General features: G+C 70.8%; 23 protein-coding genes and 1 pseudogene. 18 read left to right on the top strand and 6 right to left on the bottom strand.

Annotated features, from left to right (window positions below; genetic code table 11):
- Positions 1-88: 88 nt before the first annotated feature.
- Both B7C62_15620 and B7C62_15615 read right to left on the bottom strand, forming a co-directional pair.
- Positions 89-1,102, bottom strand: coding sequence for a helix-turn-helix transcriptional regulator (locus B7C62_15620; GenBank protein ARF73534.1), 1,014 nt, complete (start codon positions 1,100-1,102; stop codon positions 89-91).
- Positions 1,103-1,281: 179 nt separating this feature from the next.
- Complete coding sequence (locus B7C62_15615) at positions 1,282-2,181, bottom strand: helix-turn-helix transcriptional regulator (GenBank protein ID ARF77186.1); 900 nt, start codon at positions 2,179-2,181, stop codon at positions 1,282-1,284.
- A 194-nt stretch (positions 2,182-2,375) separates the two neighbouring features.
- Here B7C62_15615 and B7C62_15610 point away from each other — a divergent pair, with 194 nt between their 5' ends.
- Positions 2,376-2,696, top strand: coding sequence for a hypothetical protein (locus B7C62_15610; protein ARF73533.1), 321 nt, complete (start codon positions 2,376-2,378; stop codon positions 2,694-2,696).
- Entirely contained in the window at positions 2,693-3,013 is a 321-nt protein-coding gene (locus B7C62_15605; protein ARF73532.1) for a (2Fe-2S)-binding protein, read from the top strand. Before B7C62_15610 ends, B7C62_15605 begins: the two co-directional genes overlap by 4 nt.
- A 325-nt stretch (positions 3,014-3,338) precedes the next feature.
- On the opposite strand, the gene B7C62_15600 is transcribed toward B7C62_15605, so the two are convergent.
- Entirely contained in the window at positions 3,339-3,740 is a 402-nt protein-coding gene (locus B7C62_15600) for a nitrilase (protein ID ARF73531.1), read from the bottom strand.
- Positions 3,741-3,888: 148 nt separating this feature from the next.
- On the opposite strand from B7C62_15600, the gene B7C62_15595 reads away from it, so the two are divergent.
- Together B7C62_15595 and B7C62_15590 are read left to right on the top strand one after the other, a co-directional pair.
- A complete protein-coding gene (locus B7C62_15595) occupies positions 3,889-6,492 on the top strand; it encodes an ATP-dependent chaperone ClpB (protein ARF73530.1) in 2,604 nt (867 codons plus the stop codon).
- A gap of 149 nt (positions 6,493-6,641) precedes the next feature.
- Positions 6,642-7,193, top strand: coding sequence for a hypothetical protein (locus tag B7C62_15590; protein ARF73529.1), 552 nt, complete (start codon positions 6,642-6,644; stop codon positions 7,191-7,193).
- A 108-nt stretch (positions 7,194-7,301) separates the two neighbouring features.
- Here the strand turns inward: B7C62_15590 and B7C62_15585 are convergent, their stop codons facing one another.
- On the bottom strand, positions 7,302-7,505 hold the full coding sequence (locus B7C62_15585) for a DUF397 domain-containing protein (GenBank protein ID ARF73528.1): 204 nt from the start codon (positions 7,503-7,505) through the stop codon (positions 7,302-7,304).
- Positions 7,502-8,333 (bottom strand): annotated as a pseudogene (locus tag B7C62_15580) (transcriptional regulator). Before B7C62_15580 ends, B7C62_15585 begins: the two are co-directional and overlap by 4 nt.
- A 127-nt stretch (positions 8,334-8,460) precedes the next feature.
- Between B7C62_15580 and B7C62_15575 the strand changes: the two are divergent.
- The 4 genes from B7C62_15575 (at position 8,461) to B7C62_15560 (ending at position 10,405) form a co-directional block, all read left to right on the top strand.
- Positions 8,461-8,685 carry a hypothetical protein gene (locus B7C62_15575; GenBank protein ID ARF73527.1) on the top strand — a complete coding sequence of 75 codons (225 nt, stop codon included), beginning with the start codon at positions 8,461-8,463 and terminating at the stop codon, positions 8,683-8,685.
- 24 nt (positions 8,686-8,709) lie between these two features.
- Positions 8,710-9,102: a hypothetical protein gene (locus B7C62_15570; GenBank protein ID ARF73526.1), complete on the top strand. Its 393-nt coding sequence runs from the start codon at positions 8,710-8,712 to the stop codon at positions 9,100-9,102.
- Between the two features lie 470 nt (positions 9,103-9,572).
- Positions 9,573-10,058, top strand: coding sequence for a prevent-host-death family protein (locus B7C62_15565; protein ID ARF73525.1), 486 nt, complete (start codon positions 9,573-9,575; stop codon positions 10,056-10,058).
- Entirely contained in the window at positions 10,055-10,405 is a 351-nt protein-coding gene (locus B7C62_15560) for a hypothetical protein (protein ARF73524.1), read from the top strand. The genes B7C62_15565 and B7C62_15560 overlap by 4 nt, the downstream gene beginning before the upstream one ends.
- Before the next feature lie 37 nt (positions 10,406-10,442).
- Here the strand turns inward: B7C62_15560 and B7C62_15555 are convergent, their stop codons facing one another.
- Positions 10,443-11,678, bottom strand: a complete 1,236-nt coding sequence (locus tag B7C62_15555) for an aminotransferase (GenBank protein ARF73523.1) — start codon at positions 11,676-11,678, stop codon at positions 10,443-10,445.
- A gap of 135 nt (positions 11,679-11,813) precedes the next feature.
- On the opposite strand from B7C62_15555, the gene B7C62_15550 reads away from it, so the two are divergent.
- From B7C62_15550 to B7C62_15505, 10 genes are all read left to right on the top strand, one after another.
- On the top strand, positions 11,814-12,041 hold the full coding sequence (locus B7C62_15550) for a hypothetical protein (GenBank protein ARF73522.1): 228 nt from the start codon (positions 11,814-11,816) through the stop codon (positions 12,039-12,041).
- Positions 12,042-12,343: 302 nt separating this feature from the next.
- Complete coding sequence (locus B7C62_15545; GenBank protein ID ARF73521.1) at positions 12,344-12,865, top strand: hypothetical protein; 522 nt, start codon at positions 12,344-12,346, stop codon at positions 12,863-12,865.
- 114 nt (positions 12,866-12,979) lie between these two features.
- Positions 12,980-14,581, top strand: coding sequence for a spermidine synthase (locus B7C62_15540; GenBank protein ID ARF73520.1), 1,602 nt, complete (start codon positions 12,980-12,982; stop codon positions 14,579-14,581).
- 71 nt (positions 14,582-14,652) lie between these two features.
- A complete protein-coding gene (locus B7C62_15535; GenBank protein ARF73519.1) occupies positions 14,653-15,615 on the top strand; it encodes a carbon monoxide dehydrogenase in 963 nt (320 codons plus the stop codon).
- Positions 15,616-15,649: 34 nt separating this feature from the next.
- On the top strand, positions 15,650-16,447 hold the full coding sequence (locus B7C62_15530) for an aldose epimerase (protein ID ARF73518.1): 798 nt from the start codon (positions 15,650-15,652) through the stop codon (positions 16,445-16,447).
- Positions 16,448-16,519: 72 nt separating this feature from the next.
- Entirely contained in the window at positions 16,520-17,059 is a 540-nt protein-coding gene (locus B7C62_15525; GenBank protein ID ARF73517.1) for an orotate phosphoribosyltransferase, read from the top strand.
- A gap of 152 nt (positions 17,060-17,211) precedes the next feature.
- Positions 17,212-18,243 (top strand): class II fructose-bisphosphate aldolase, encoded by a 1,032-nt coding sequence (locus B7C62_15520; protein ARF73516.1) that lies wholly within the window; start codon positions 17,212-17,214, stop codon positions 18,241-18,243.
- 112 nt (positions 18,244-18,355) lie between these two features.
- The gene (locus tag B7C62_15515; GenBank protein ID ARF73515.1) at positions 18,356-19,531 is read left to right on the top strand and encodes a transcriptional regulator; all 1,176 of its coding nucleotides are present in this window, start codon (positions 18,356-18,358) and stop codon (positions 19,529-19,531) included.
- Between the two features lie 198 nt (positions 19,532-19,729).
- Positions 19,730-21,253 (top strand): MFS transporter, encoded by a 1,524-nt coding sequence (locus B7C62_15510; GenBank protein ARF73514.1) that lies wholly within the window; start codon positions 19,730-19,732, stop codon positions 21,251-21,253.
- Positions 21,254-21,447: 194 nt separating this feature from the next.
- Entirely contained in the window at positions 21,448-21,861 is a 414-nt protein-coding gene (locus tag B7C62_15505) for a hypothetical protein (GenBank protein ID ARF73513.1), read from the top strand.
- Positions 21,862-21,935: the final 74 nt, after the last annotated feature.

Raw genomic sequence — 21,935 nt, 5'->3', positions numbered from 1 at the left:
TGTTCTCTCTTTGGCGCTGGCGGCATCCCCCGGCCGAGGCCGTCGTCGGCGTTCGGCGCCCGGGTGCGCCGAAGCCGTTCACGGCCGGCTACTGCCCGGCATCGGAGGAGGGTGGGTCGTCGGCCGACGCCGCATCCACGATGCCCGATTCGACCAGGAGCGCCCCGAGGTGGGTGCGGCTGGTGGCGCCGAGGGTCTGCATGAGCTTGGCGATGTGGGAGCGGCAGGTACGGACGCTGATACCCAGCTTGCGGGCGACCACGTCGTCCACATGGCCTTCCGTGAGCAGCCGGGCGATGCTGTGCTGGACGGCGGTGACCGGGGTGTCCGGTGCGGCCGCCTGATGGTTTTCGGCCAGGGGGACGGCCTGGGCCCACAGGACTTCGTAGACCTGGATGAGGTACGAGACCAGGGCCGGGTGGCGGATGCGCAGGGCGGTGTGGCGGTCGGCGGAAGCGGGGATGAAGGCCACCGCGCGGTCGATGATGATCAGCCGCTCGACGGTGAGTTCGGTGGTGCGCACCTGGAGATGCTGGGCCGGTACCTGGGCAAGATAGTCCCTGATGGCGCTGCTGTAGCGGGCCGGATGCTGGTAGATGTGCCGGATTCGGGCCCCGCGCCGGAGTGCGGTTTGGGCATTGCTCAGAGCCGCTTGCAGGCTGCTCGAAGGACGATCGCTGCCGGGCTGGGCCGTCAGGACCTCGTCGGTGGCGGTGGTGGTGGCTTCGTCGATAGCCGACTGGATGGCCGGAATTCCCTCAAGCACGCTGATTGCGAGGTTGGGGTTGTCGTTGGCCACGGCGGTCAAAGGAATGAGCGCTTGGCTCAGAGAGGCCGCCAGGCTCAGCCGTTCGTGTATTTCCCGGGATACCGGCTGCAGCAGATCGGCCAGGGCCGCGGACGGCGGTACGGGGCGCATCCACAGGTCGTCCCACGGGTCGGGGTGGAGCAGGGACAGCTCGATGAGACAGGGGGCGGCGGCGATTTCCGCTCGCGCCACCCGACCGGCGCGCAGGGCGACTTCGTACAGCCGGAGCGCGGTATCGCACAGCTCGGTATTCCCGTGCGGACGATGTCCTGTTCTGTCTTCGTCGATGCCCATTTGGGATCCCCCTGCTTTATGCAGTGCAACAAGTGGACGGTGGCACAAGCCTAGTTGTGGGGGGAGTATTGACGTGTCGGGGGAGCCGGGAACTCTCCCGGCACAACCCGGGCGTTGGCTGTACTCTCCCCCATTGTGCAGTCACGTCCGGGTTACCTGCGGGGGAATCTGTCGCGTGGTCAGGAATCCGATTCCAGAATTCCTGACCGCGCGATCAGATAGCCGAGTTGCGCCCGGCTGCTGCTGCCGAGGGCCGCGGAGAGCTTGGCCACATGAGCCCGGCAGGTACGGACGTTCATGCCGAGGCGGCGGGCTATGGAGTCGTCCACATGGCCTTCGACGAGGAGCTGGGCGATCGACCGCTGGACGCCGCTGATTCCCTCGGGCGTCGGCTCGTACTTGACTTCTTCCAGTAGCGGGGCCGCCCGCGTCCAGAGCTGTTCGAAGACCTTGGCGAGGTACTCGACCAGTCCGGGGTGGCGCAGCTCCAGGGCGACCTGGCGGTCGTCCTGGGCGGGGATGAAGGCGACCTTCCGGTCGAAGACGATCAGGCGTTCGATGAGCTCTTCCAGCGTGCGTATCTCGACGTTGTCGTCCGCGATGCGCTCCGCGTAGGCCAGCGTGCTCTGACTGTGGCGTGCGGTGTGCTGGTAGAGGGTGCGAATCCTGACCCCCCGGTGTACGACGGACAGTCCGCGCTCCAGCGATCTGCTGAGGCTGTCCTCGTCCCTGCCGCCGCCGGGCTGGACGGTCAGGACTTCGGTGCGGCACTCTGCGGTGGCGAGGTCGAGGGCGGCGTTGATCCGCGGGACGCCCTCCAGCACCGTGATGGCGTGGGTGGTCGGCGGGCCCTGCGCGCTGATGTCCATAAAAGGCTTGAAGCACTCGGTCAGTTCGACCGAATGCCGCCGCCGCTCCTGGATCTCGCGTTCCAGGGGGTGCAGGCGCTGTGCCAGCGCCGCTGACGGCGGTACGGGCCGGAGCCAGTCCGGAGCGTCGGGGTCCGGGTGCAGCAGGGCGAAGTCCATCAGGCAGGGGGCGGACTCCACTTCGGAGCGCGCGATGCGGCCGGAGCGCAGCGCACTGGCGTAAAGGCGCCCGCCCTCGTCGCAGAGTTCGGTGATCCCGTGAGGATGTGTCGGCTTTATGTGGTTTTTGGTCATATCTCCACCCCCCAGGTTCCTGAACTTGCAAGAACATGATGCATCGACTCGGTGGTGTTCGTGTGCCCAGGTGGGACATCGTCTTAGGTGCGGGGGAGAGGAATCCACAAGTGAGGACGAAGCCGACTATGTACAAGCGAATGCTTCGCTCGGCGCTTGCCGCCGCGTTCGTTGTGGCCCTCGGCCTTGGGCTGCAGGCTGCTGACGGCATCGGCGGGAGCGGCGGAGCGGTTGCCAAGAGCGACATCGGGTGGACGGCTGACATCGGCTGGAAGGCCCCGGGCAAGCAGGGGGGCGTGACTTCCACGGTCGCCTCCGGCGACATCGGCTGGTTCGGCCAGACCCGAGTTCCCGGCGACATCGGCTGGTCCGCCCAGGCCGGAGTTCCCGGGGACCTCGGCTGGTCCGCGCCGGCCGACTCGGTCGCATGACCACGCCGCCGGACGACCGCACCTTCCGGCGCGAGATGGCAACCGCCTATCGCTCAGGGTGGCATTTCATCGATCTGCTCACGGCCCTCCCCCGCCGTGGCGACTCGTTGATGGTCACCCTGTTCGGGGAGCCGATCGTCGTGGTGCTGGAAGAGGACGAAGATGTCCGCGCCTATCGCTGTCTCCGACGCCCCCGTGGCGCGCCGCAGCCGGTCCGCTGCGCCGTCAGATACGGGATGATCTTTGTGAACCTCGACCAGCGGGACCACGAGCTGGTCGCTTCGGAACCCCATTCCGCCACCCCCCGCAGTGCCTGAGCGATTCCCCCGTCGTCACCTATCGCTCCGGCGCTTCCCCCACACAGCGGCGCCACCGTGACCTGAACACGGTGGCGCCGTTGTGCTGTCCCCGTACGGGGGGCGGAGGGGCTGCCTCCGTACGGGCACGGAGAGGCTGGCTCCGTACGGGGGCGAAGAGGCTGCCTCCGTACGGAGCGGAGAGCTGTCCCCGTACGGGCACGGAGAGGCCGCCTCCGTACGGGCACGGAGAGGCTGGCTGCCCCCGCCCGGGGGAGCCGCGCTCGCTCCCGTACGACGAGGGGCGGGGCGGCGGAGGGACACCCTCGCCCGGGGGTCCCCCGGGTCAGGCCCTGCCGAGTGCCCGGTCGAGGGCGATCTCGATGACGACCCGGTCCGGGTTCGGCGCAGGCGTGCGCTCGTAGCGCTCCGCGTAGCGGCTCACCGCGTCCGCGACGACCTCCGGCTCCGTACGGATCACCGCGCGGCCCTCCAGCGTCGCCCAGCGGGCCCGGTGCATCTGGCAGACGGCGACCCGTGCCCCCTCCGGACCGGCGGCCAGGATGTTGGCGACCTTGCGGCTGCCCTTGTTGGTGATCACGCGCGCCACCCCGGCCTCCGGGTCGTACGTCACCCCCACCGGCACCACGTGGGGCGTGCCGTCCGGGCGGAGCGTCGTCAGGGTGCACAGATGGTACTCGCGCCAGAACGCGAGGTACTCGGGGCTGGGGTTGCGTACGTCTGCCATGGGTGAAGCGTAGGCGGCGGGGCGGCGGGCGCGGTCCGGCCGGTCGGCCCCGAAAAGGGTGCGGGAACTGCCTTGAGTGGAATAGACTCAACTTTGTGCAGGTTGGAATCATCAAGGAACCCCCAGCTGCGAGGAGGAGCAAGGACACGTGGACGCCGAGCTGACCAACAAGAGCCGGGACGCCATCAACGCGGCCACCGACAGGGCCGTGAAGGACGGGCACCCCGACCTCACCCCCGGGCATCTGCTGCTCGCGCTGCTGGGGGGCCAGGACAACGAGAACATCACCGACCTGCTCGCCGCCGTCGAGGCCGACCAGGCCGTCGTGCGCGCCGAGACCGAGAAGCTGCTCGGCTCCCTCCCCAGCGTCACCGGCTCCACTGTGGCCCCGCCGCAGCCGAACCGCGAGCTGCTCGCCGTCATCCAGGACGCGGCGCAGCGGGCGAAGGAGCTGGGCGACGAGTACCTCTCCACCGAGCACCTGCTCATCGGCATCGCCGCGAAGGGCGGGCGCGCCGGTGAGATCCTCGACGGACAGGGGGCCGGAGCGAAGAAGCTGCTGGCCGCGTTCGAGACGAGCAGGGGAGGGCGCCGCGTGACCACACCCGACCCGGAGGGCCAGTACAAGGCCCTGGAGAAGTTCGGCACCGACTTCACGGCCGCCGCGCGTGACGGCAAGCTGGACCCGGTCATCGGCCGGGACCAGGAGATCCGCCGCGTCGTGCAGGTCCTGTCGCGCCGGACGAAGAACAACCCGGTGCTCATCGGTGAGCCCGGCGTCGGCAAGACCGCCGTCGTGGAGGGGCTCGCCCAGCGCATCGTCAAGGGTGACGTCCCCGAGAGCCTGAAGAACAAGCGGCTCGTCTCGCTGGACCTCGGCGCGATGGTCGCGGGCGCGAAGTACCGCGGCGAGTTCGAGGAGCGCCTCAAGACCGTCCTCTCCGAGATCAAGGAGAGCGACGGCCAGATCATCACCTTCATCGACGAGCTGCACACCGTCGTCGGCGCGGGCGCGGGCGGCGACTCCGCCATGGACGCGGGCAACATGCTCAAGCCGATGCTCGCGCGCGGCGAGCTGCGCATGGTCGGCGCGACCACGCTCGACGAGTACCGCGAGCGCATCGAGAAGGACCCGGCCCTGGAGCGCCGCTTCCAGCAGGTGCTGGTGGCGGAGCCGTCCGTCGAGGACACCATCGCCATCCTGCGCGGTCTCAAGGGCCGTTACGAGGCCCACCACAAGGTCCAGATCGCGGACTCGGCGCTCGTCGCCGCCGCCACCCTCTCCGACCGCTACATCACCTCTCGCTTCCTCCCCGACAAGGCCATCGACCTGGTCGACGAGGCCGCCTCCCGGCTCCGTATGGAGATCGACTCCTCGCCCCTGGAGATCGATGAACTCCAGCGCTCCGTCGACCGGTTGCGCATGGAGGAGCTGGCGCTGAAGAACGAGTCCGACGCCGCCTCCAAGCAGCGTCTGGAGAAGCTGCGCCGCGACCTCGCCGACCGGGAGGAGGAGCTGCGCGGCCTCAACGCCCGCTGGGAGAAGGAGAAGCAGGGCCTCAACCGGGTCGGCGAGCTCAAGGAGCGCCTGGACGAGCTGCGCGGCCAGGCCGAACGGGCGCAGCGTGACGGCGACTTCGACGCCGCCTCCAAGCTGCTGTACGGGGAGATCCCGGGCCTGGAGCGGGAGTTGGAGGAGGCCGCCGAGGCGGAGCAGGAAGCCTCCAAGGACAAGGACACCATGGTCAAGGAGGAGGTCGGGCCGGACGACATCGCGGACGTCGTCGGAGCCTGGACCGGTATCCCGGCCGGGCGGCTGCTGGAGGGCGAGACCCAGAAGCTGCTGCGGATGGAGTCCGAGCTCGGCAAGCGGCTGATCGGCCAGACCGAGGCCGTGCAGGCCGTCTCCGACGCCGTACGCCGTACGCGCGCCGGGATCGCGGACCCCGACCGGCCCACCGGATCGTTCCTCTTCCTCGGCCCCACGGGCGTCGGCAAGACCGAGCTGGCGAAGGCGCTCGCGGACTTCCTCTTCGACGACGAGCGGGCCATGATCCGCATCGACATGAGCGAGTACGGCGAGAAGCACAGCGTCGCCCGCCTCGTCGGCGCCCCGCCCGGTTACGTCGGCTACGAGGAGGGCGGCCAGCTCACCGAGGCCGTCCGCCGCCGCCCGTACAGTGTCGTGCTCCTGGACGAGGTCGAGAAGGCCCACCCCGAGGTCTTCGACATCCTGCTCCAGGTCCTCGACGACGGCCGGCTCACCGACGGTCAGGGCCGCACGGTCGACTTCCGCAACACCATCCTCATCCTCACCTCCAACCTCGGCAGCCAGTTCCTGATGGACCCGCTGGTCAAGCCCGAGGTGAAGAAGCAGCAGGTGCTGGACGTGGTGCGGGCCTCCTTCAAGCCGGAGTTCATCAACCGGCTGGACGACCTGGTGGTCTTCTCGGCCCTCTCCGGCGACGAGCTCGCGCACATCGCGGGCCTCCAGATCGACCGGCTGGCCAAGCGCCTCGCGGACCGCCGCCTCACCCTGGACGTCACCCCCGAGGCGCTGGCCTGGCTCGCCCAGGAGGGCAATGACCCGGCATACGGGGCACGCCCGCTGCGCCGCCTCATCCAGACGGCGATCGGCGACCGGCTCGCCAAGGAGATCCTCTCCGGCGAGATCACGGACGGTGACACCGTACGGGTGGACCGGGCCGGGGACGGGGCCGAGGACGGGCTGACCGTCGGCCCCGCGGCGTAACCCCCGGCTCCGCACCCGTCACCCTGCGTGCGCTTCCGCCCGCACGGCCCCTTCTCTGTCAGCTTGTGGCGGATAGGAGCCGTGCGGGCTTGCCATGCCCCGCCCGCCATGGGGGAGGATGGCCGACAACCGCACGAAGGGAAATAACGGTGAGCATCGATCCGTCCTCGATTCCTAATTTCGGGGGCCAGCCCGAACCGCAGGCGGCAGGACCGGAGGGCCCCGTCGTCCCTGACCAGGACCTCGTCAAGCAGCTCCTCGACCAGATGGAGCTGAAGTACGTCGTCGACGACGAGGGCGACCTCGCGGCGCCGTGGGAAGAGTTCCGGACGTACTTCATGTTCCGGGGCGAGGACGAGCAGCAGGTCTTCTCGGTCCGCACGTTCTACGACCGCCCCCACGCGCTCGACCAGCGCCCCGTCCTCCTGGACGCCATCGACGACTGGAACCGCCGCACCCTGTGGCCCAAGGTCTACACCCACTCCCACGAGGGCGAGGAGGGCGAGGCGGGTTCCGTCCGGCTGATCGGTGAGGCGCAGATGCTCATCGGCACCGGCGTCAGCCTGGAGCACTTCGTCTCCTCGACGGTGAGCTGGGTGCGCGCCTCGATCGAGTTCGACAAGTGGCTCCTGGAGCGCCTGGGCCTCGCCCCGGCCGAGGAGAAGACGGACGGCGAGGGCACGGAGTCCGCGGGCGCCTAGCCCATGTCCGTACGCGCCTGAAGGCCCGGTGCGGGCGGTGGTCACGTCGACCGCCACCCGCACCGGGCCTTTTCCTTTTCCGTTCCGGGGCCTTCTCCGGTCAGCCGGTCAGCCGTGCGCCTTGGCCAGGGTGACCAGTCCGGTGAAGCTTTCGGGGGAGAGGGCCAGGTGGGGGCCGACCGGGTTCTTGGAGTCCCGGACCAGGACCTTGCCGGTAGCGGCGGCGTACGCCGGGGCCCACTCGACGCACTGTCCCTCGCCCGCGCTGTACGTGCTCTTGACCCACTCGACGGGGCCGGGTGCGCTGCTCATCTCGCGTGATCCTCCATGATCTTGCCGATCAGTGACAGTGAATCGTCCTCGGACACTGCTGCCATGCGTAGCCGGTCGGTCATCGTGACCGTCCTGGCCACCACGGTAGCCGTATCGTCCATCTGTCCACCGTGCGTGGGAGTTTCGGTGTAGACGGCGTGCGGCAGGCCGTTCGTCGAGAGCAGGGTGAACGGCAGGTGGCTCGGCGCTGCTCCTGCTGTGCAGGGCAGCACCTGAACCGTGATGTGCGGGGACTGTATGGCGGCGGCCAAGTGCTTCAGCTGGCCGACCATCACGGCTTTGCATCCGACGACCGTACGGAGCACGGCCTCGTGCACCACCACCCACAGAAGCGGAGGGTCCGCGCGCTCCAGGACTTCCTGGCGGCGCATCCGGAGTTCGACGCGTTCCTTGATCTGGTCGTCGGTCTCACGCGGAAAACTGGCCCGCATGACCGCCGCCGCATACTCCGGCGTCTGCAACAGCCCCATCAGGAACGTGCAGGAGTAGTCCGTGATGCCGCTCGCGGTCTCTTCCAGCGTGATGTACGGGACGAACCATTCCCGGATGGCCCTGCTTGCTCAGCTTGGCCCGCAGGCGCGCGTACACCCCGGGCGTACCGGCTACGCGGTCCAGCGCTTCCGCGAAACCCTCGGACGCGAGAACGGCACCGGATTCCACCTTGCTCAGCTGCGGTTGCTTGTAACGCAGCTTCTCGGCAAAGGCCGGTTGCGATAACTCCATGGCTTTGCGCAGAGCTTCCACCTCCCGACCGAAGTAGGCGGCCCCGTCGCTCGGCCCGCGCTCCTGATCGGCACTTTCGCTCATCTGTTCTCAACTCCCTGGTATTCCAGCTCGGTTGGAATGGCCACAGACCTGTTGAGCGTACGCCTGCATCCCTCACTCTGGGTTCATCAGTACATGTACTTGTGCAACCACGTGAAAGGGCGGGGCGATGGTGAACCGCTTCTCCCTGAAGGCGCTTCGGGCGATGGTCCCGTCGTTCGGGAAACTCCGCTCCGGAACCTCTTCCGAGCGTCCGGACGCCTCGGGGCAGTACCGCGGTCCGGACGACCGGTCGCAGAGCGACACCATGCGGCGGCTGCGGCCCCTGGTCGCGGACGAGAACAGGCGCGCCCGTGAGGGGCGTTGGTCCCCTCCTCCCGCCGACTCCATCTGATCGAATCCACCGAAGAGGACACACATGAAGAACGACACCTTTGCGGGGAAGCTCATGAGGCCCCTTCCCGTCGCCCAAGAGGTCGGGCCGGAGTATTTCGGTGATGCGGACCGTGATGACGCCGTCGCGGCGGGGGTCCGGCTGGTCAACGGGCTCCGGAAGTTCGACATCGAATTCGATGGGATCGGTGTTTCCCCGGTCTGCGACGACTGCACCGTCATCGGGGACCCCTACGTGATCGAACTGGGACACCTGCGTCCGGGGGAAGCCTTGGCGATGGCGTCGAAACTCGACGAGTACGCCGCCGCTTTCCAGCGTCTGCGCGAGGAGATCAAAACGCTCACCCGGGCCGACCCGGAGGAGAAGCAGAAGCAGAAGCGGGAGCAGGAGGGCGAGGGAAGCCCGTCCGCCGACTAGACCTCCCCTAGCAACAGCAGCTCTGACCGGTCGGCCCCGACCACTTCGACGATCAGGACCGTGACTACGCGGCCGAAGCCGGTACCGAACTGATCAACGCCCTGCGAAAGTTGGGGGTGGACCTGGAAGGGGTCGGGACCTCCGCCCCGTGCGGCCGGTGCTCGCCGCTCGACTACGTACTCGACCTTGGCCCGTACGCCCGGCCGACGCGTTGAGGATGGCCGCGAGGATCAACGACCGCACCGACGAACTCCAGCGGCTCCGCCGTGCGACGAGCGCCCGGCATCGCACGGGCGGCCACGGGCCTGGAGCCGGAACGGCTCCGGACGCTGACCAGCGTTTCCGCAGCTCGGACAGCCTCTCGATGGCTGCCTCCAGCACGTCCTCGGGCTTGCGGAAGGCCAAGGCGCGCGCATCCAAAGCCGGGCAGTTCCCTTGAAATCAGATCGTGATCTGAGTAAGCTCTGTTTATGTCTACCGCACGTCTGGAAGCAGAAACGGAATCTGTATCCTTCACCGACCTCTCCCGCAATCCCAAGGCTGTCGCGGCCAGAGCCGCTGCCCTGGGGCGGCTTCGGGTCACACACCGGGACGCGCCGGACATGATCCTGACCACGGCTGTGCGCGCTGAGGGCGCGGAGGAGAACCTGACCACCGCCTCCCGGCTTTTCCTCGCGCTGATGAAGCAGGACGACGGGGTCAAGTCGCTCCTGCTCGCACTGCCCGACGTGTTTCCCTGGGTGCGGCATCTGGATGCCGAGGAAGTTCGCGCCTTCACCGTCGAACTTCTCGAAGCACTTTCGGACGCAGCCGAGTTGGGCGCGGGGGAAGCCGTGCATCGTGCGATCGTCTCCTGGCGTGCGACGGCTCGCATCAATGCCGACCCCGACCAGCTGAGGGAATCGCTGCGGCCGCTCGATGGCGACGACCTCGGCCCGGTCGAGGTGCGTGGGTGAGCCCGAAGAAGGGGGACCGGGTCAGCGTCCCTCCGCTCAGCGGCTGGAACGTCGTTTTCGGGACGACGGAGGCGGTGGCGGGATGGGAGGAGCTGTGCCGGCTGGCGCTGCCGAACGTGCATCGCTGTCTGGACGCACTCCGCACTGATCCGCTGTCCCGGTCCCACTGGAGTCGTCAGCACCGGCTCCGGGGCAGGCACGCGACCAAGGAATGGAAGGGTTCAGAGCTGGAGCAGTGGGAGTACGAGGTCACCAGTGGCGGCAGGGTTCGGTATCTGGTCAGCCCGGAAACCTCGACCGTGATCCTTGTGTACGCCTCGACACGCCACCCCAAGGACACCGAGTAAGCTCCCGCGCGGGCCTCCGGGCGCACCCTGCCCCCGGTCAGCCGAGCCGCCGCAGCCGCTCCACCGCCTCCTCCAACACACCCTCCCGCTTGCAGAACGTGAACCGGACCTGGCTGCGGCCCGCCTCCGGGTCGTCGTAGAAGACCGAGTTCGGCACGGCGGCCACCCCGCACCGCTCCGGGAGGGCCCGGCAGAACGCGTACGCGTCCTCCTTGCCGAACGGGGAGATGTCGGTGGTGATGAAGTACGTCCCCTGTGGCTCGTAGACCCGGAACCCCGCGCTCCGCAGGCCCTCGGCGAGCAGGTCGCGCTTGCGGCGCATCCCCTCGCGGAACTCCGTGAAGAACGTGTCGGGGAGCTGGAGCGCCTCCGCGATCGCGTACTGGAACGGGCCCCCGCTCACGAACGTCAGGTACTGCTTCGCCGAGCGCACCGCCGTCACCAGGGGCTCGGCGGCCGTCACCCAGCCGATCTTCCAGCCGGTGTACGAGTACGTCTTGCCGGCCGACGAGATGGAGACCGTACGCTCGCGCATCCCGGGCAGGGCGGCGATCGGGTGGTGGGAGCCCTCGAACACGAGGTGCTCGTACACCTCGTCCGTCACCACCAGCAGGTCGTGCTCCACCGCCAGGGCCGCGATCCCGCTCAGCTCCTCGGGGGTGAGGACCGTGCCGGTCGGGTTGTGCGGGGAGTTGAGGAGAAGGAGGCGGGTGCGCGGGGTGATCAGGGCGCGCAGTTCGTCCAGGTCCGGGCGGAAGGCGGGGGCGCGGAGCGTGAGGGGGACGCGGACGCCGCCCGCCATGGCGATGCAGGCGGCGTACGAGTCGTAGTACGGCTCGAACGCGATGACCTCGTCGCCCGGCTCCACCAGGGCCAGCAGGGCGGCGGCGATCGCCTCGGTGGCCCCGGTGGTGACCAGGACCTCGGTGTCGGGGGACCAGGTGAGGCCGTAGAAGCGCTCCTGGTGGGCGGCGACGGCGGTGCGCAGCTCCGGGATGCCGGGGCCCGGTGGGTACTGGTTGCCGTGCCCGGCGCGCAGCGCCCGGACCGCCGCCTCCCGGATCTCCTCGGGGCCGTCGGTGTCGGGGAAGCCCTGGCCGAGGTTGATCGAGCCGGTCCGGGCGGCCAGGGCGGACATCTCGGCGAAGATCGTCGTGCCGAATCCGGCCAGGCGGCGGTTGAGCAGAGGCCGTTCCTGGTGTTCCCGGTGCTCCGGTCGTTCCTGGTGGTGTTCCTGTCGTCCTTGTGCCGGTCCCTGGCGTCCCTGTGTCATGCGCGTCATCCTGCGCCCAAGCTCTGGAGTTGCTCAAGTCTGCTTTGGCCCGTGCGGCGTGAGGGGATCTCCCTGACACGGAGGAAGCCGAACGGGAAGCGGCGGGGGAACCGCGCTTCGGGGGAAGAAAGGTGGGTGAGGGGCATGGGCGTCTTCATCACGGTGCTGTTCTCTGTGGGGGTCCTGGTGGCTCTGGTGGTCTTCCTGGCGCGGGTGAGCAGCGTCAAGAGCGGTCCGTCCAGGGCGGGCGCCAAGCGCCGGTCCTCCGCGTGGGGCTCGGGCGACGGGGGCGGCGGCGCGTCCTGCAGCTCCGGTGACTCGTCGTGCGGTGGTGGCGGTGGCGGCTGTGGGGGGAGCAGCTGAGAGGGGGCCGTTCCATGGTCGCCGGGCGCCCGGAGGGTGAACTCCCTCCGGGTGCCCTGTCGTTGAGCCACGCCAGTCGAGGATGGTTGAACAGTTGAACTGGGCTGCCCCCCAGGGGATGGAAACCCCTTCAAGTTGGGTAAAAACGCTGCGAGTGCGGCGTACTTCGTGATTCCCTCGTTGAAGAGAACATTCAGCCCTCGGACCCCAGTTGGACCAGATCGGGCGCTCCCCTCCTCCCACGCGCACGCTCCGGGGGTGCCCGCTGTCCATGTGTCCATGTGTGTTTGCGGAGCCGACCCATGCTCACCACCCTCCAGACGGCCTATTCCGATACCCGCGCCGCCGACCTGGCCTGGACCCTGGGCCGGGAGCCGCTTCCCGCCCTCGCGGTCCTCGACCTCCAGCTCGGCGGCGCCGAACTCCAGTTGAGGCTGCTCGGCGCCTCCCACCAGGTCCTCCTCCAGGAGGAACGCGGGGTCTGCTCCGAGACCGTTGCCTGTATGCCGGGCAGCAGCACCCCGCTCCCCCTTGGCGTCGCGAAGCGTCTCGGGGACTGGGAGTACGAATTCGCGGCCCGCGTCGAGACCCTGACGCAGGGCCAGTTCGCGGGACGGGCGCAGGAGTTGCTCGCACTCGTGAGCGATCACCCGCACGGACTTGCGGGCACCTTCCCCGGCAGCCCGTACGCCTTCACCGCGATGCTCGCCCAGCGCATCGAGGGCCAGGTGCGGTGGCGCACCTGGCACGCGTACCCGCAGGAAGGGCAGTTGGTGGTGACCCGGACCCGGGTGGGGGTGCGGATTCCGGCGCCCGCGGCCTGATTCCGCGTCTGTGCCGTGTGGGGAGCGGCCGGGAGGCCGGGCGCCTCCCGGCCGCTCCACTTGCACCCTTGTGGGTGACAAGAAGCGACCGGGCAGTGACGTAGCGTTCGCAGCATGATCGACCACCAGGTCTCGCTGCGAGGGGGCGCGGCGCGGCTTCCCGTACGGCCGAGGACCGGCCGGTTCCTCGTGCTGGCCGCCGTCTTCGTCTGCGCGGCCTGCGGTCTGGTGTACGAGCTGGAACTGGTCGCGCTCGCCTCCTACTTGATCGGCGACTCGGTCACCCAGGCATCCGTCGTCCTCTCCGTGATGGTTTTCGCGATGGGCATCGGCTCCCTCCTCGCGAAACGTTTGCGCTGCCACGCCGCCGTCGGCTTCGGACTGATCGAGGCGGCCCTCGCGCTGATCGGCGGCTCCTCGGCGCTCGTGCTGTACGCGTCGTTCGCCTGGCTCGGCGAGTCACGGCACGCCCTGGTCGGCTTCTCGCTGGCCATCGGCGTACTCATCGGCGCGGAGATACCGCTGCTGATGACACTGATCCAGAGCGTCGACCGGCAGGACGCGGGCGAGGCGGTCGCCGACCTCTTCGCCGCCGACTACGTGGGCGCGCTCGTCGGCGGGCTGGCCTTTCCCTTCCTCCTGCTGCCGATGCTCGGGCAGCTGACCGGCGCGCTCGTCACCGGAGCGGTCAACGCGGCCGCCGGCGGGGCGCTGGTCCTGTGGATGTTCCGGCGCGACCTCACCCCCCGTTCCCGGCGGCTCCTCCTGCTGGTCAACGTCTCGGTGATCGCGGTCCTGGCCACCGCCACGTTCCTGGTGGACGACTTCGAGCGGGCGGCGCGCCGGGCGGTCTACGGGGACCATGTGCGGGTCGCCGTGCAGACCGGGGTGCAGGAGGTCGTCGTGACCGGCACCGACCGCGATTCGCTCGGCCTCTACCTGGACGGCCGGCTGCGGGTCAGCGCCCGCGACGAGCACCGCTACCACGAGGCGCTCGTCCACCCCGCGATGAACGGCCCCCGCGCCCGGGTCCTCGTCCTGGGCGGCGGCGACGGGCTCGCCGCCCGCGAGGTCCTCCGCTACCGGGACGTCCGCTCGGTCACCGTCGTCGAGATCGACCCCGCCGTCACCCGGCTGGCCCGTACCGACCCCGCGCTCTCCGAGCTCAACGGCAACGCCTACCGCGATCCGCGCCTCACGGCCGTCGGCGCGGACGCGTTCACCTGGCTGCGGACCGACCGCCACCGCTACGACGTGGTCATCTCCGACCTGCCCGCCCCGGGGATCACGGCCAGCACGAAGCTGTACTCCGCCGAGTTCTACGGGCTGATCGCCGAGGCCCTGGCGCCGGGCGGCCGCCTCGTGGTGCACGCGGGCCCGCCGGTGGTCCGCCCGCACACCTTCTGGACGGTGGACGCCTCGGTACGGGCCGGGGGCCTGCGCACCCGCCCCTACCTCGTCCCCGGCCACCCCTCCGGCTTCACCGCGAGCCCCGACCGGCTCGGCTCCTCCGGGGGCCGGGCCCCGGAGGAGTGGGGCTTCCTGCTGGCGGGGGCCCGGAAGGTGGCGGAACCGGGGCTCGGCGCCGGGGCGCCCGCACTGCGCTCGCTGGGGGAGTCGGAGCTACGGGAGGGGGCCCGGGCGGCGGACGGGCTGCGGCTCCCGGGGCAGGCGCCGTCCACGCTGATCCATCCCCGGTACTGGGAGGAGGCGTAGGGGGCCCTGGGGGTGGGATGGGCGTGGGGAAGCGCTGACGTGCGGGCCGTGGCCGATTAGGCTCGGTTGCCATGGAGCATCAGGTGTTCGTTCCGGTCCCGGTCCCGGCCCTGCGGAGCACGCTGGGCGACCCCCTCCGTGTCGCCCGCTGCGTACCGGGCCTCCAGCAGGACGCCGACGCGTCGGCGTCGCCCCTGGCGGGCCGGTGGAAGTTCCGGGCGGGCGGCCACACCATCACGTACCGGGGCGAGCTGAAGCTCTCCGGCCCGGAGGACGGGCGCTTCTCGGTGACGGGGGAGGGCGTGGAGGCCCGGGGGACCGGTGCGGTGAAGCTGGCCCTGACCATCGCCCTCACGGAGACGGACGGCGGGACCACCCTCACGTACAGCGGTACGGCGAGCGGGGACGGCCGGCTGGTCGAGCTGGAGGAGGGCGCCGCGCTCGCGGCGGCCCACCGGCTCCTGGACCGCTTCACCCAGCAGCTGGTGACGGAGACGCTGGCGACGCACGAAGGGGCTGAGGGCGCTGAGAGGGCTGAGGAGGCTGTCGGTGCCGCCGGTGCCGATACCGATGCCCACGCCGGTGACGCGGCTGATGTGACCGATGCCCCTGACGTCACCGACGAAGGGCTCGAAGACGAGGGGCTCGAAGGCGAGGGGCTCGAAGGGGACGTGGAGGCGGCAGCCGACGCATCCGGCCCCGGCTCCGATTCCGGCCCTGGCGATCCTGGCTCCGACCCCGCCCCCGGGTCCGTCTTCGACTCGCCCGTCCCCCCGCCCGCGCTCGACCCCGTCGCCGGAGTGGAGTTCACCGTCCCCGACGAACCGCCCGCCGAGGCCGCGCACGCCCGCCGGACCATGATCGGGCGCAGCGCGGAGGAGGTCGACCACGCGCCCCCGCGCGGCCGGTACGCCCCCGTGCCCTCGCCGGACGCGGGCGGTGCGGGCAGCACCCTGCGCTGGGTCGCCCCGGCCGCCGCCCTCGCGCTCGCCTCCGCCGTGGTGATCAGCCGGGCGCTGCGCCGCCGGAAGTGAGGCACAGCCAGAGGACCGCCAGTAGGGTCGTCGGGTGAGCAGTAGCGAAGAGAACGTCAGGCTGAGTGCCGGAGACGCCGAGTTGACCGTCGACCCCGCCCACGGCTGCCGGATCGGCAGTCTGCGGATCGGCTCCACCGAGCTGCTGCGCCAGGGTGAGCGGTACGGCTGCTTCCCGATGGTGCCCTGGTGCGGACGGACCGGGTACGGGGAGTTCCGCAACGGCGACGCCTCCCACCGACTTCCCCTGAACTCCCCGCCGCACGCGATCCACGGCACCGGCCGGGACACCTCGTGGCGGACCGCCCACGTGGACAAGGCGCAGGCGGCCTTCTACTACGACCTCGCCGAGCCCTGGCCGTACGAGGGCCGGGTGACCCAGACCTTCGAGCTGACCGAGGACGGGCTGACGCTCGGCCTCGCCGTGGAGACGTACGGCGACTCCTTCCCGGCCCAGGCGGGCTGGCACCCCTGGTTCCACCGCAGCCTCGAAGGCGGTCGGCCCGCCGAGCTCTCCTTCGACGCCGCCTGGCAGGAGGAGCGGGGGGACGACCACCTGCCGACCGGGCGGCGCATCGACCCCGTACCCGGACCGTGGGACGACTGCTTCGGGATGCCCGACGGTGTTGACGTGAAGCTCACCTGGCCGGAGCAGCTGGAGCTGACGGTCAGGAGCCGCGATGAGTGGGTCGTGATCTACGACGAGCAGGACGAGGCGATCTGCGTCGAGCCGCAGTCCGGGCCGCCGAACGGGCTGAACACCGCGCCCCGGCTGGTCACCCCGATCGACCCGCTGGAGATCACCACGACCTGGAGCTGGACGCGGCTCTGAGGCGGGGCATGCGACGCGGCTCTGAGGCGGGGCGTGCTCCGGGGGTTCCGGCCTGCGCTTACCCTCGTGGACATGACTGACGTACGCGCTGACCTGCTCCAGCAGATCAAGGACAAGGCCGTGGTGCACGGCAAGGTGACCCTCTCCTCGGGTCTGGAAGCCGACTGGTACATCGACCTGCGCCGGATCACCCTGGACGGCAAGGCCGCGCCGCTGGTCGGCCAGGCCATGCTGGACGCCACCGCCGAGCTGGAGTACGACTGCGTCGGCGGGCTGACGCTCGGCGCCGACCCGGTCGCCACCTCGATGCTGCACGCCTCCGCCGCGCGCGGTGAGAGCCTGGACGCGTTCGTCGTCCGCAAGGCGCAGAAGGCGCACGGGATGCAGCGCCGGATCGAGGGCACCGATGTGAAGGGCCGCCGCTGCCTGGTGGTCGAGGACACCTCCACCACGGGCGGTTCGCCGCTGACCGCCGTCGAGGCCGTACGGGAGGCGGGCGGCGAGGTCGTCGCCGTCGCCGTGATCGTGGAGCGGGGTGCCGCCCCGGCCATCGCCGAGGCCGGTCTGCCGTACATCCAGGTCTACTCCGTGGCCGATCTCGGTCTCGCCTGAGCCATATCGGGCAGGGCGGACTGTTTCACGTGAAACAGGGTCCGCCGGGTGGAGCCGGATGAAGAGTCTGGGAAGATGGGGGCGACGATGACGTCGCCCCCAGGTCAGGGACTCCACAGCCTGCACATCCGCACATTCCAAGGAGCGGTCAGATGCCCATCGCAACCCCCGAGGCTTACGCCGAGATGCTCGACCGGGCAAAGGCGGGCAAGTTCGCCTACCCGGCCATCAACGTCACCTCGACGCAGACCCTGCACGCGGCCCTGCGCGGCTTCGCGGAGGCCGAGAGCGACGGCATCGTCCAGATCTCCACGGGCGGTGCGGAGTTCCTGGGCGGCCAGTACAACAAGGACATGGTGACGGGCGCGGTCGCCCTGGCCGAGTTCGCGCACATCGTCGCCGCCAAGTACGACGTCACGGTCGCGCTGCACACGGACCACTGCCCCAAGGACAAGCTGGACGGTTACGTACGTCCGCTGCTCGCCGTCTCCGCCGAGCGCGTCGCCAAGGGTCTGAACCCGCTCTTCCAGTCCCACATGTGGGATGGCTCGGCCGAGACCCTCGCCGACAACCTGGCCATCGGCCAGGAGCTGCTGGCGCAGGCCGCCGCCGCGAAGATCATCCTTGAGGTCGAGATCACCCCGACCGGCGGCGAGGAGGACGGTGTCACGCACGAGATCAACGACGAGCTGTACACGACCGTCGACGACGCGCTGCGTACCGCCGAGGCGCTCGGCCTGGGCGAGAAGGGCCGCTACCTGCTGGCCGCCTCCTTCGGCAACGTCCACGGCGTCTACAAGCCGGGCAACGTCGTGCTCCGCCCCGAGCTCCTGAAGGACCTCCAGGCGGGCGTCTCGGAGAAGTACGGCAAGCCGGCCGGCAGCCAGCCGTTCGACTTCGTCTTCCACGGCGGCTCGGGCTCCACCGCCGAGGAGATCGCCACCGCGCTGGACAACGGCGTCGTGAAGATGAACCTCGACACCGACACCCAGTACGCCTTCACCCGCCCGGTCGCGGACCACATGTTCCGCAACTACGACGGTGTCCTGAAGGTCGACGGCGAGGTCGGCAACAAGAAGACGTACGACCCGCGCACCTGGGGCAAGGCCGCCGAGGCGGGCATGGCCGTGCGTGTCACCGAGGCGTGCGCGAACCTGCGCTCCACGGGTACGAAGCTGAAGTAGCCACGCCGGCGGTCAGCAGTCAGTACGGATGTACGGCCTCGGGCCCGGTCCTCCCTCCAGGGGGCCGGGCCCGTTGCTGTGCCGAGAGCAACGAGAACAAGGAGGGCCACCCGTGGCCGAGCAGCAGCACGGACCGTACGACTTCGACACCACTGTTGACCGCCGGGGCACCTGGTGCGTCCAGTGGGACGGGGTCGCCGACCGGTTCGGGGTCGACGGGCTGCTGCCCTTCACCATCTCCGACATGGACTTCACCACCGCCCCCGAGGTGCTCGCCGCGCTGCGGGCCCGGGTGGAGCACGGCGTCTTCGGCTACACCACCTGGCAGCAGGACGACTTCCTCTCGGCGATCGCCCACTGGTACGCCACCCGGTACGGCACCGGGATCGACACCAGGCAGCTCGTGTACGGGCCCTCCGTCCTCAGCCAGCTCTCCCAGCTCCTCCAGATGTGGACGGAGCCGGGGGACGGGGTCGTGGTCCACACCCCCACGTACGACGGTTTCCGCAAGGCGATCACCGGGCTCGGGCGGGAGCTGCGCGCGGTCCCCGTGGGGGACGGGGAGGCGCTGGAGCGGGAGCTGTCCCGGGCGGACGCCAAGGTGCTGGTGGTCTGCTCGCCGCACAACCCGACCGGGCGGGTCTGGACGGCCGACGAGCTGGCCCGGATGGCGGAACGCGCGGAACGGCACGGGGTGGCGGTCGTCAGCGACGAGATCCACGCGGACTTCGTGCACGAGGGGCAGGTCCATGTGCCGTGGACGCGGGTGGCGGGCGCCGGGCGCTGGGCGGTCGTCTCCTCCGGGTCGAAGTCCTTCAACTTTCCCGCGCTGACCGGTTCGTACGGGATCATCGGCGACCCCGCCGACCGGGCGGAGTACCTGCGGCGGATGCAGACCGCGGAGGGGCTCGCGTCCCCGGCGGTCCTGTCGCTGACCGCGCACATCGCGGCGTACCGGGAGGGGGCGGCGTGGCTGGACGCGGTGCGGGCGTATGTGGCGGGGAACCTGGCGTACGTGGCGGAGAGGCTCTCCGCCGACCTGCCCGAGCTGGGCTGGGAGCCGCCGCAGGCCGGATACCTGGCCTGGATCGACCTGCGGGCGGCGGGGGTGGTGGACGACGAGGCGTTGCAGCGGGTGCTGGTGGAGCGGGAGAAGGTGGCGGTGATGGGCGGTGCGGTGTACGGGGCGCCGGGGTTCGTCCGGCTGAACGTGGGGTGCCCCCGGGGGAAGGTGGAGCGGGGGGTGGAGGCGCTGATCCGGGCGGTGGGGGCGGTGCGGACCGTGTGAGCCGTGCGGCGGTCGGTGGTGTTCGGGGGCGCTGCCCCCGGGCCCCCGCTCCTCAATCGCCGGAGGGGCTTATTTGTGCGGGCCCAGCCCCTGGGCACGCTTCTCCTCGATCGCCGGAGGGGCTTGATTGTGCGGGCTCCGCCCCCATGACGGGGCCACGGGAGTGCGGGGCCGGACCTGCCGGGGCAGGCTGGCTCCATGGCTCCAGCCCCCTCCGTGCCCGGGGAGATCCGGGTCGCCTCGCCCGTCGGGCGGTGGGTCGTGCTCACCACCGTGCTCGGGTCCGGGATGGCGATGCTCGACTCGACCGTCATCAACGTCGCCCTGCCCCGCATCGGCGCCGACCTCGACACCGATCTGGCCGCGCTCCAGTGGACCGTCAACGCGTACATGCTGACCCTCGCCGGGCTGATCCTGCTCGGCGGGGCGCTCGGTGACCGGTACGGGCGGCGGCGGGTGTTCGTGGTGGGGGTGGTGTGGTTCGCCGCCGCCTCGCTGCTCTGCGGGATCGCCCCGAACGCGGAGGTGCTCATCGCCGCCCGCGCCCTTCAGGGGGTCGGCGGGGCGCTGCTCACGCCGGGGTCCCTCGCGCTCATCCAGGCCAGCTTCCATCCGGACGACCGGGCGCGGGCCGTGGGGCTCTGGTCCGGGTTCGGCGGGGTCGGGGCGGCCGTGGGGCCGTTCGTGGGCGGGTGGCTCGTGGACGGACCCGGCTGGCGGTGGGTCTTCCTGCTGAACCTGCCGCTCGCCGCCCTCTGCGTGCCCGTCGCCCTCCGCCACGTACCGGAGTCGCGCGATCCGGCGGCGCACGGCCGGTTCGACGTGCTGGGGGCCGCGCTCGGGGCGCTCGCGCTGGCCGGGGTGACGTACGCGCTGATCGAGGCCCCGGAGCAGGGCGCCTCGCCGCTCGTGATCGGGGCGGCCCTCGGCGGGGTGGCCCTCGGGGTGGCGTTCGTCCGGGTGGAGCAGCGGCGGGCGGCCCCGATGCTGCCGCCGTCGATCTTCCGCTCCCGGCTGTTCACCTCGGTCAACCTGGTGACCTTCTGCGTCTACGCGGCCCTCGGCGGCTTCTTCTTCCTCTCCGCGATCCAGCTCCAGGTCGTGGCCGGGTACTCGGCGCTGGGCGCCGGTACCGCGCTGCTGCCGACCACCGTGCTCATGCTGCTGTTCTCCGCCTGGTCGGGGGAGCTGGGGCGGCGGATCGGGCCGCGCGTCCCGCTCACGGTGGGCCCGCTGCTGGCCGCCGCCGGAATGCTCCTGATGCTGCGGGTGGGGCCGGACAGCGCTTCCTTCGGCGGGTACGTCACCGAGGTGCTGCCCGCCGTCCTGGTGCTCGGTGCCGGGCTCGTCGTGGTCGTGGCCCCGCTCACCGCGACGGTCCTGGCCGCCGTGGACACGGGGCGGGCCGGTCTCGCCAGCGGGATCAACAACGCCGCCGCCCGGGCCGCCGGGCTGATCGCGGTGGCCGCCCTGCCCCTGCTCGCGGGGATGGGGCCTGAGGCGTACCGGGACGCGGGCGAGTTCGCCGCGACCTTCCGGCGGGCGATGCCGATGTGCGCCGGGCTGCTGGTGGCGGGCGCGCTCCTCGCCTGGTGGACCGTCCGCACCCCGCAGGTCCCGGCCGCCGGGGAGCGGCAGGAGGAGCGGCCCGAGTGCACCGTCCACTGCGGGGTGGTGGCCCCGCCGCTGGAGCCCGAGCGGGAGCGGGGAGGCGGGCGGTGACCCGGCTCCCCGCTCCCGGGCCGCCGGTCCCCGGGCCGGTACGGGCGGTGACCCGGTCCCGAGCCTGCCGGTCCCCGGGCCGCCGGGAACCGGAGCCGGGCCCGAGCGGTGAGCCCCTTCCCCGCCCCCGGAGCGCGTACCGGAAGGCGGGCCGTGAGGTGTCACCCGGGCTCCGGTCCAGGCACACTTGATCCATGTCCATCCACGAGAACCTGCTCGGGGGCCCCGCCCCGACCCACCTCCCCGACGACCCCGAGCCGCGCGAGCTGCTCGCCGCAGGCACCCCGCCCGCCGAGGTCGCCGCGAAGTACCCCACCTCCTCGCTCGCCTGGGCGCAGCTCGCCGACGAGGCGTACGAGGGCGGCCGGGTCGTCGAGTCGTACGCGTACGCCCGTACCGGCTACCACCGGGGCCTCGACGCCCTGCGCCGGGCGGGCTGGAAGGGCCACGGCCCCGTACCGTTCGAGCACGAGCCGAACCGCGGCTTCCTGCGCGCCCTGCACGCCCTCGCGCGCGCCGCCGGGTCCATCGGGGAGACCGAGGAGCACGAGCGCTGCTCGACGTTCCTGCGCGACTCCTCGCCGACCGCCGCCGACATCCTCAGCTGACCTTCCCGGCGCTCCCCGCCCACGCGCACAGGGCGGGGAGACGCTTAGTATGCGAGCAGGGGACCGGAGCCCAT

It is taken from the genome of Kitasatospora albolonga, from assembly GCA_002082585.1.
Classification (GTDB): domain Bacteria; phylum Actinomycetota; class Actinomycetes; order Streptomycetales; family Streptomycetaceae; genus Streptomyces; species Streptomyces stephensoniae.
The sequence above is the reverse complement of the archived record's forward strand: the minus strand, read 5'-3'. Positions and strand labels throughout refer to the sequence as shown.

What these genes read in the sequence shown, in the direction of transcription:
- B7C62_15570 (ARF73526.1), top strand. Translation starts at nt 8,710, where the DNA reads ATGAAGAACGACACCTTTGCGGGGAAGCTCATGAGGCCCCTTCCCGTC.
- B7C62_15585 (ARF73528.1), bottom strand. Translation starts at nt 7,505, where the DNA reads ATGAGCAGCGCACCCGGCCCCGTCGAGTGGGTCAAGAGCACGTACAGC.
- B7C62_15535 (ARF73519.1), top strand. Translation starts at nt 14,653, where the DNA reads ATGGAGCATCAGGTGTTCGTTCCGGTCCCGGTCCCGGCCCTGCGGAGC.
- B7C62_15540 (ARF73520.1), top strand. Translation starts at nt 12,980, where the DNA reads ATGATCGACCACCAGGTCTCGCTGCGAGGGGGCGCGGCGCGGCTTCCC.
- B7C62_15575 (ARF73527.1), top strand. Translation starts at nt 8,461, where the DNA reads ATGGTGAACCGCTTCTCCCTGAAGGCGCTTCGGGCGATGGTCCCGTCG.
- B7C62_15620 (ARF73534.1), bottom strand. Translation starts at nt 1,102, where the DNA reads ATGGGCATCGACGAAGACAGAACAGGACATCGTCCGCACGGGAATACC.
- B7C62_15565 (ARF73525.1), top strand. Translation starts at nt 9,573, where the DNA reads ATGTCTACCGCACGTCTGGAAGCAGAAACGGAATCTGTATCCTTCACC.
- B7C62_15545 (ARF73521.1), top strand. Translation starts at nt 12,344, where the DNA reads ATGCTCACCACCCTCCAGACGGCCTATTCCGATACCCGCGCCGCCGAC.
- B7C62_15600 (ARF73531.1), bottom strand. Translation starts at nt 3,740, where the DNA reads ATGGCAGACGTACGCAACCCCAGCCCCGAGTACCTCGCGTTCTGGCGC.
- B7C62_15525 (ARF73517.1), top strand. Translation starts at nt 16,520, where the DNA reads ATGACTGACGTACGCGCTGACCTGCTCCAGCAGATCAAGGACAAGGCC.
- B7C62_15555 (ARF73523.1), bottom strand. Translation starts at nt 11,678, where the DNA reads ATGACACAGGGACGCCAGGGACCGGCACAAGGACGACAGGAACACCAC.
- B7C62_15510 (ARF73514.1), top strand. Translation starts at nt 19,730, where the DNA reads ATGGCTCCAGCCCCCTCCGTGCCCGGGGAGATCCGGGTCGCCTCGCCC.
- B7C62_15605 (ARF73532.1), top strand. Translation starts at nt 2,693, where the DNA reads ATGACCACGCCGCCGGACGACCGCACCTTCCGGCGCGAGATGGCAACC.
- B7C62_15520 (ARF73516.1), top strand. Translation starts at nt 17,212, where the DNA reads ATGCCCATCGCAACCCCCGAGGCTTACGCCGAGATGCTCGACCGGGCA.
- B7C62_15505 (ARF73513.1), top strand. Translation starts at nt 21,448, where the DNA reads ATGTCCATCCACGAGAACCTGCTCGGGGGCCCCGCCCCGACCCACCTC.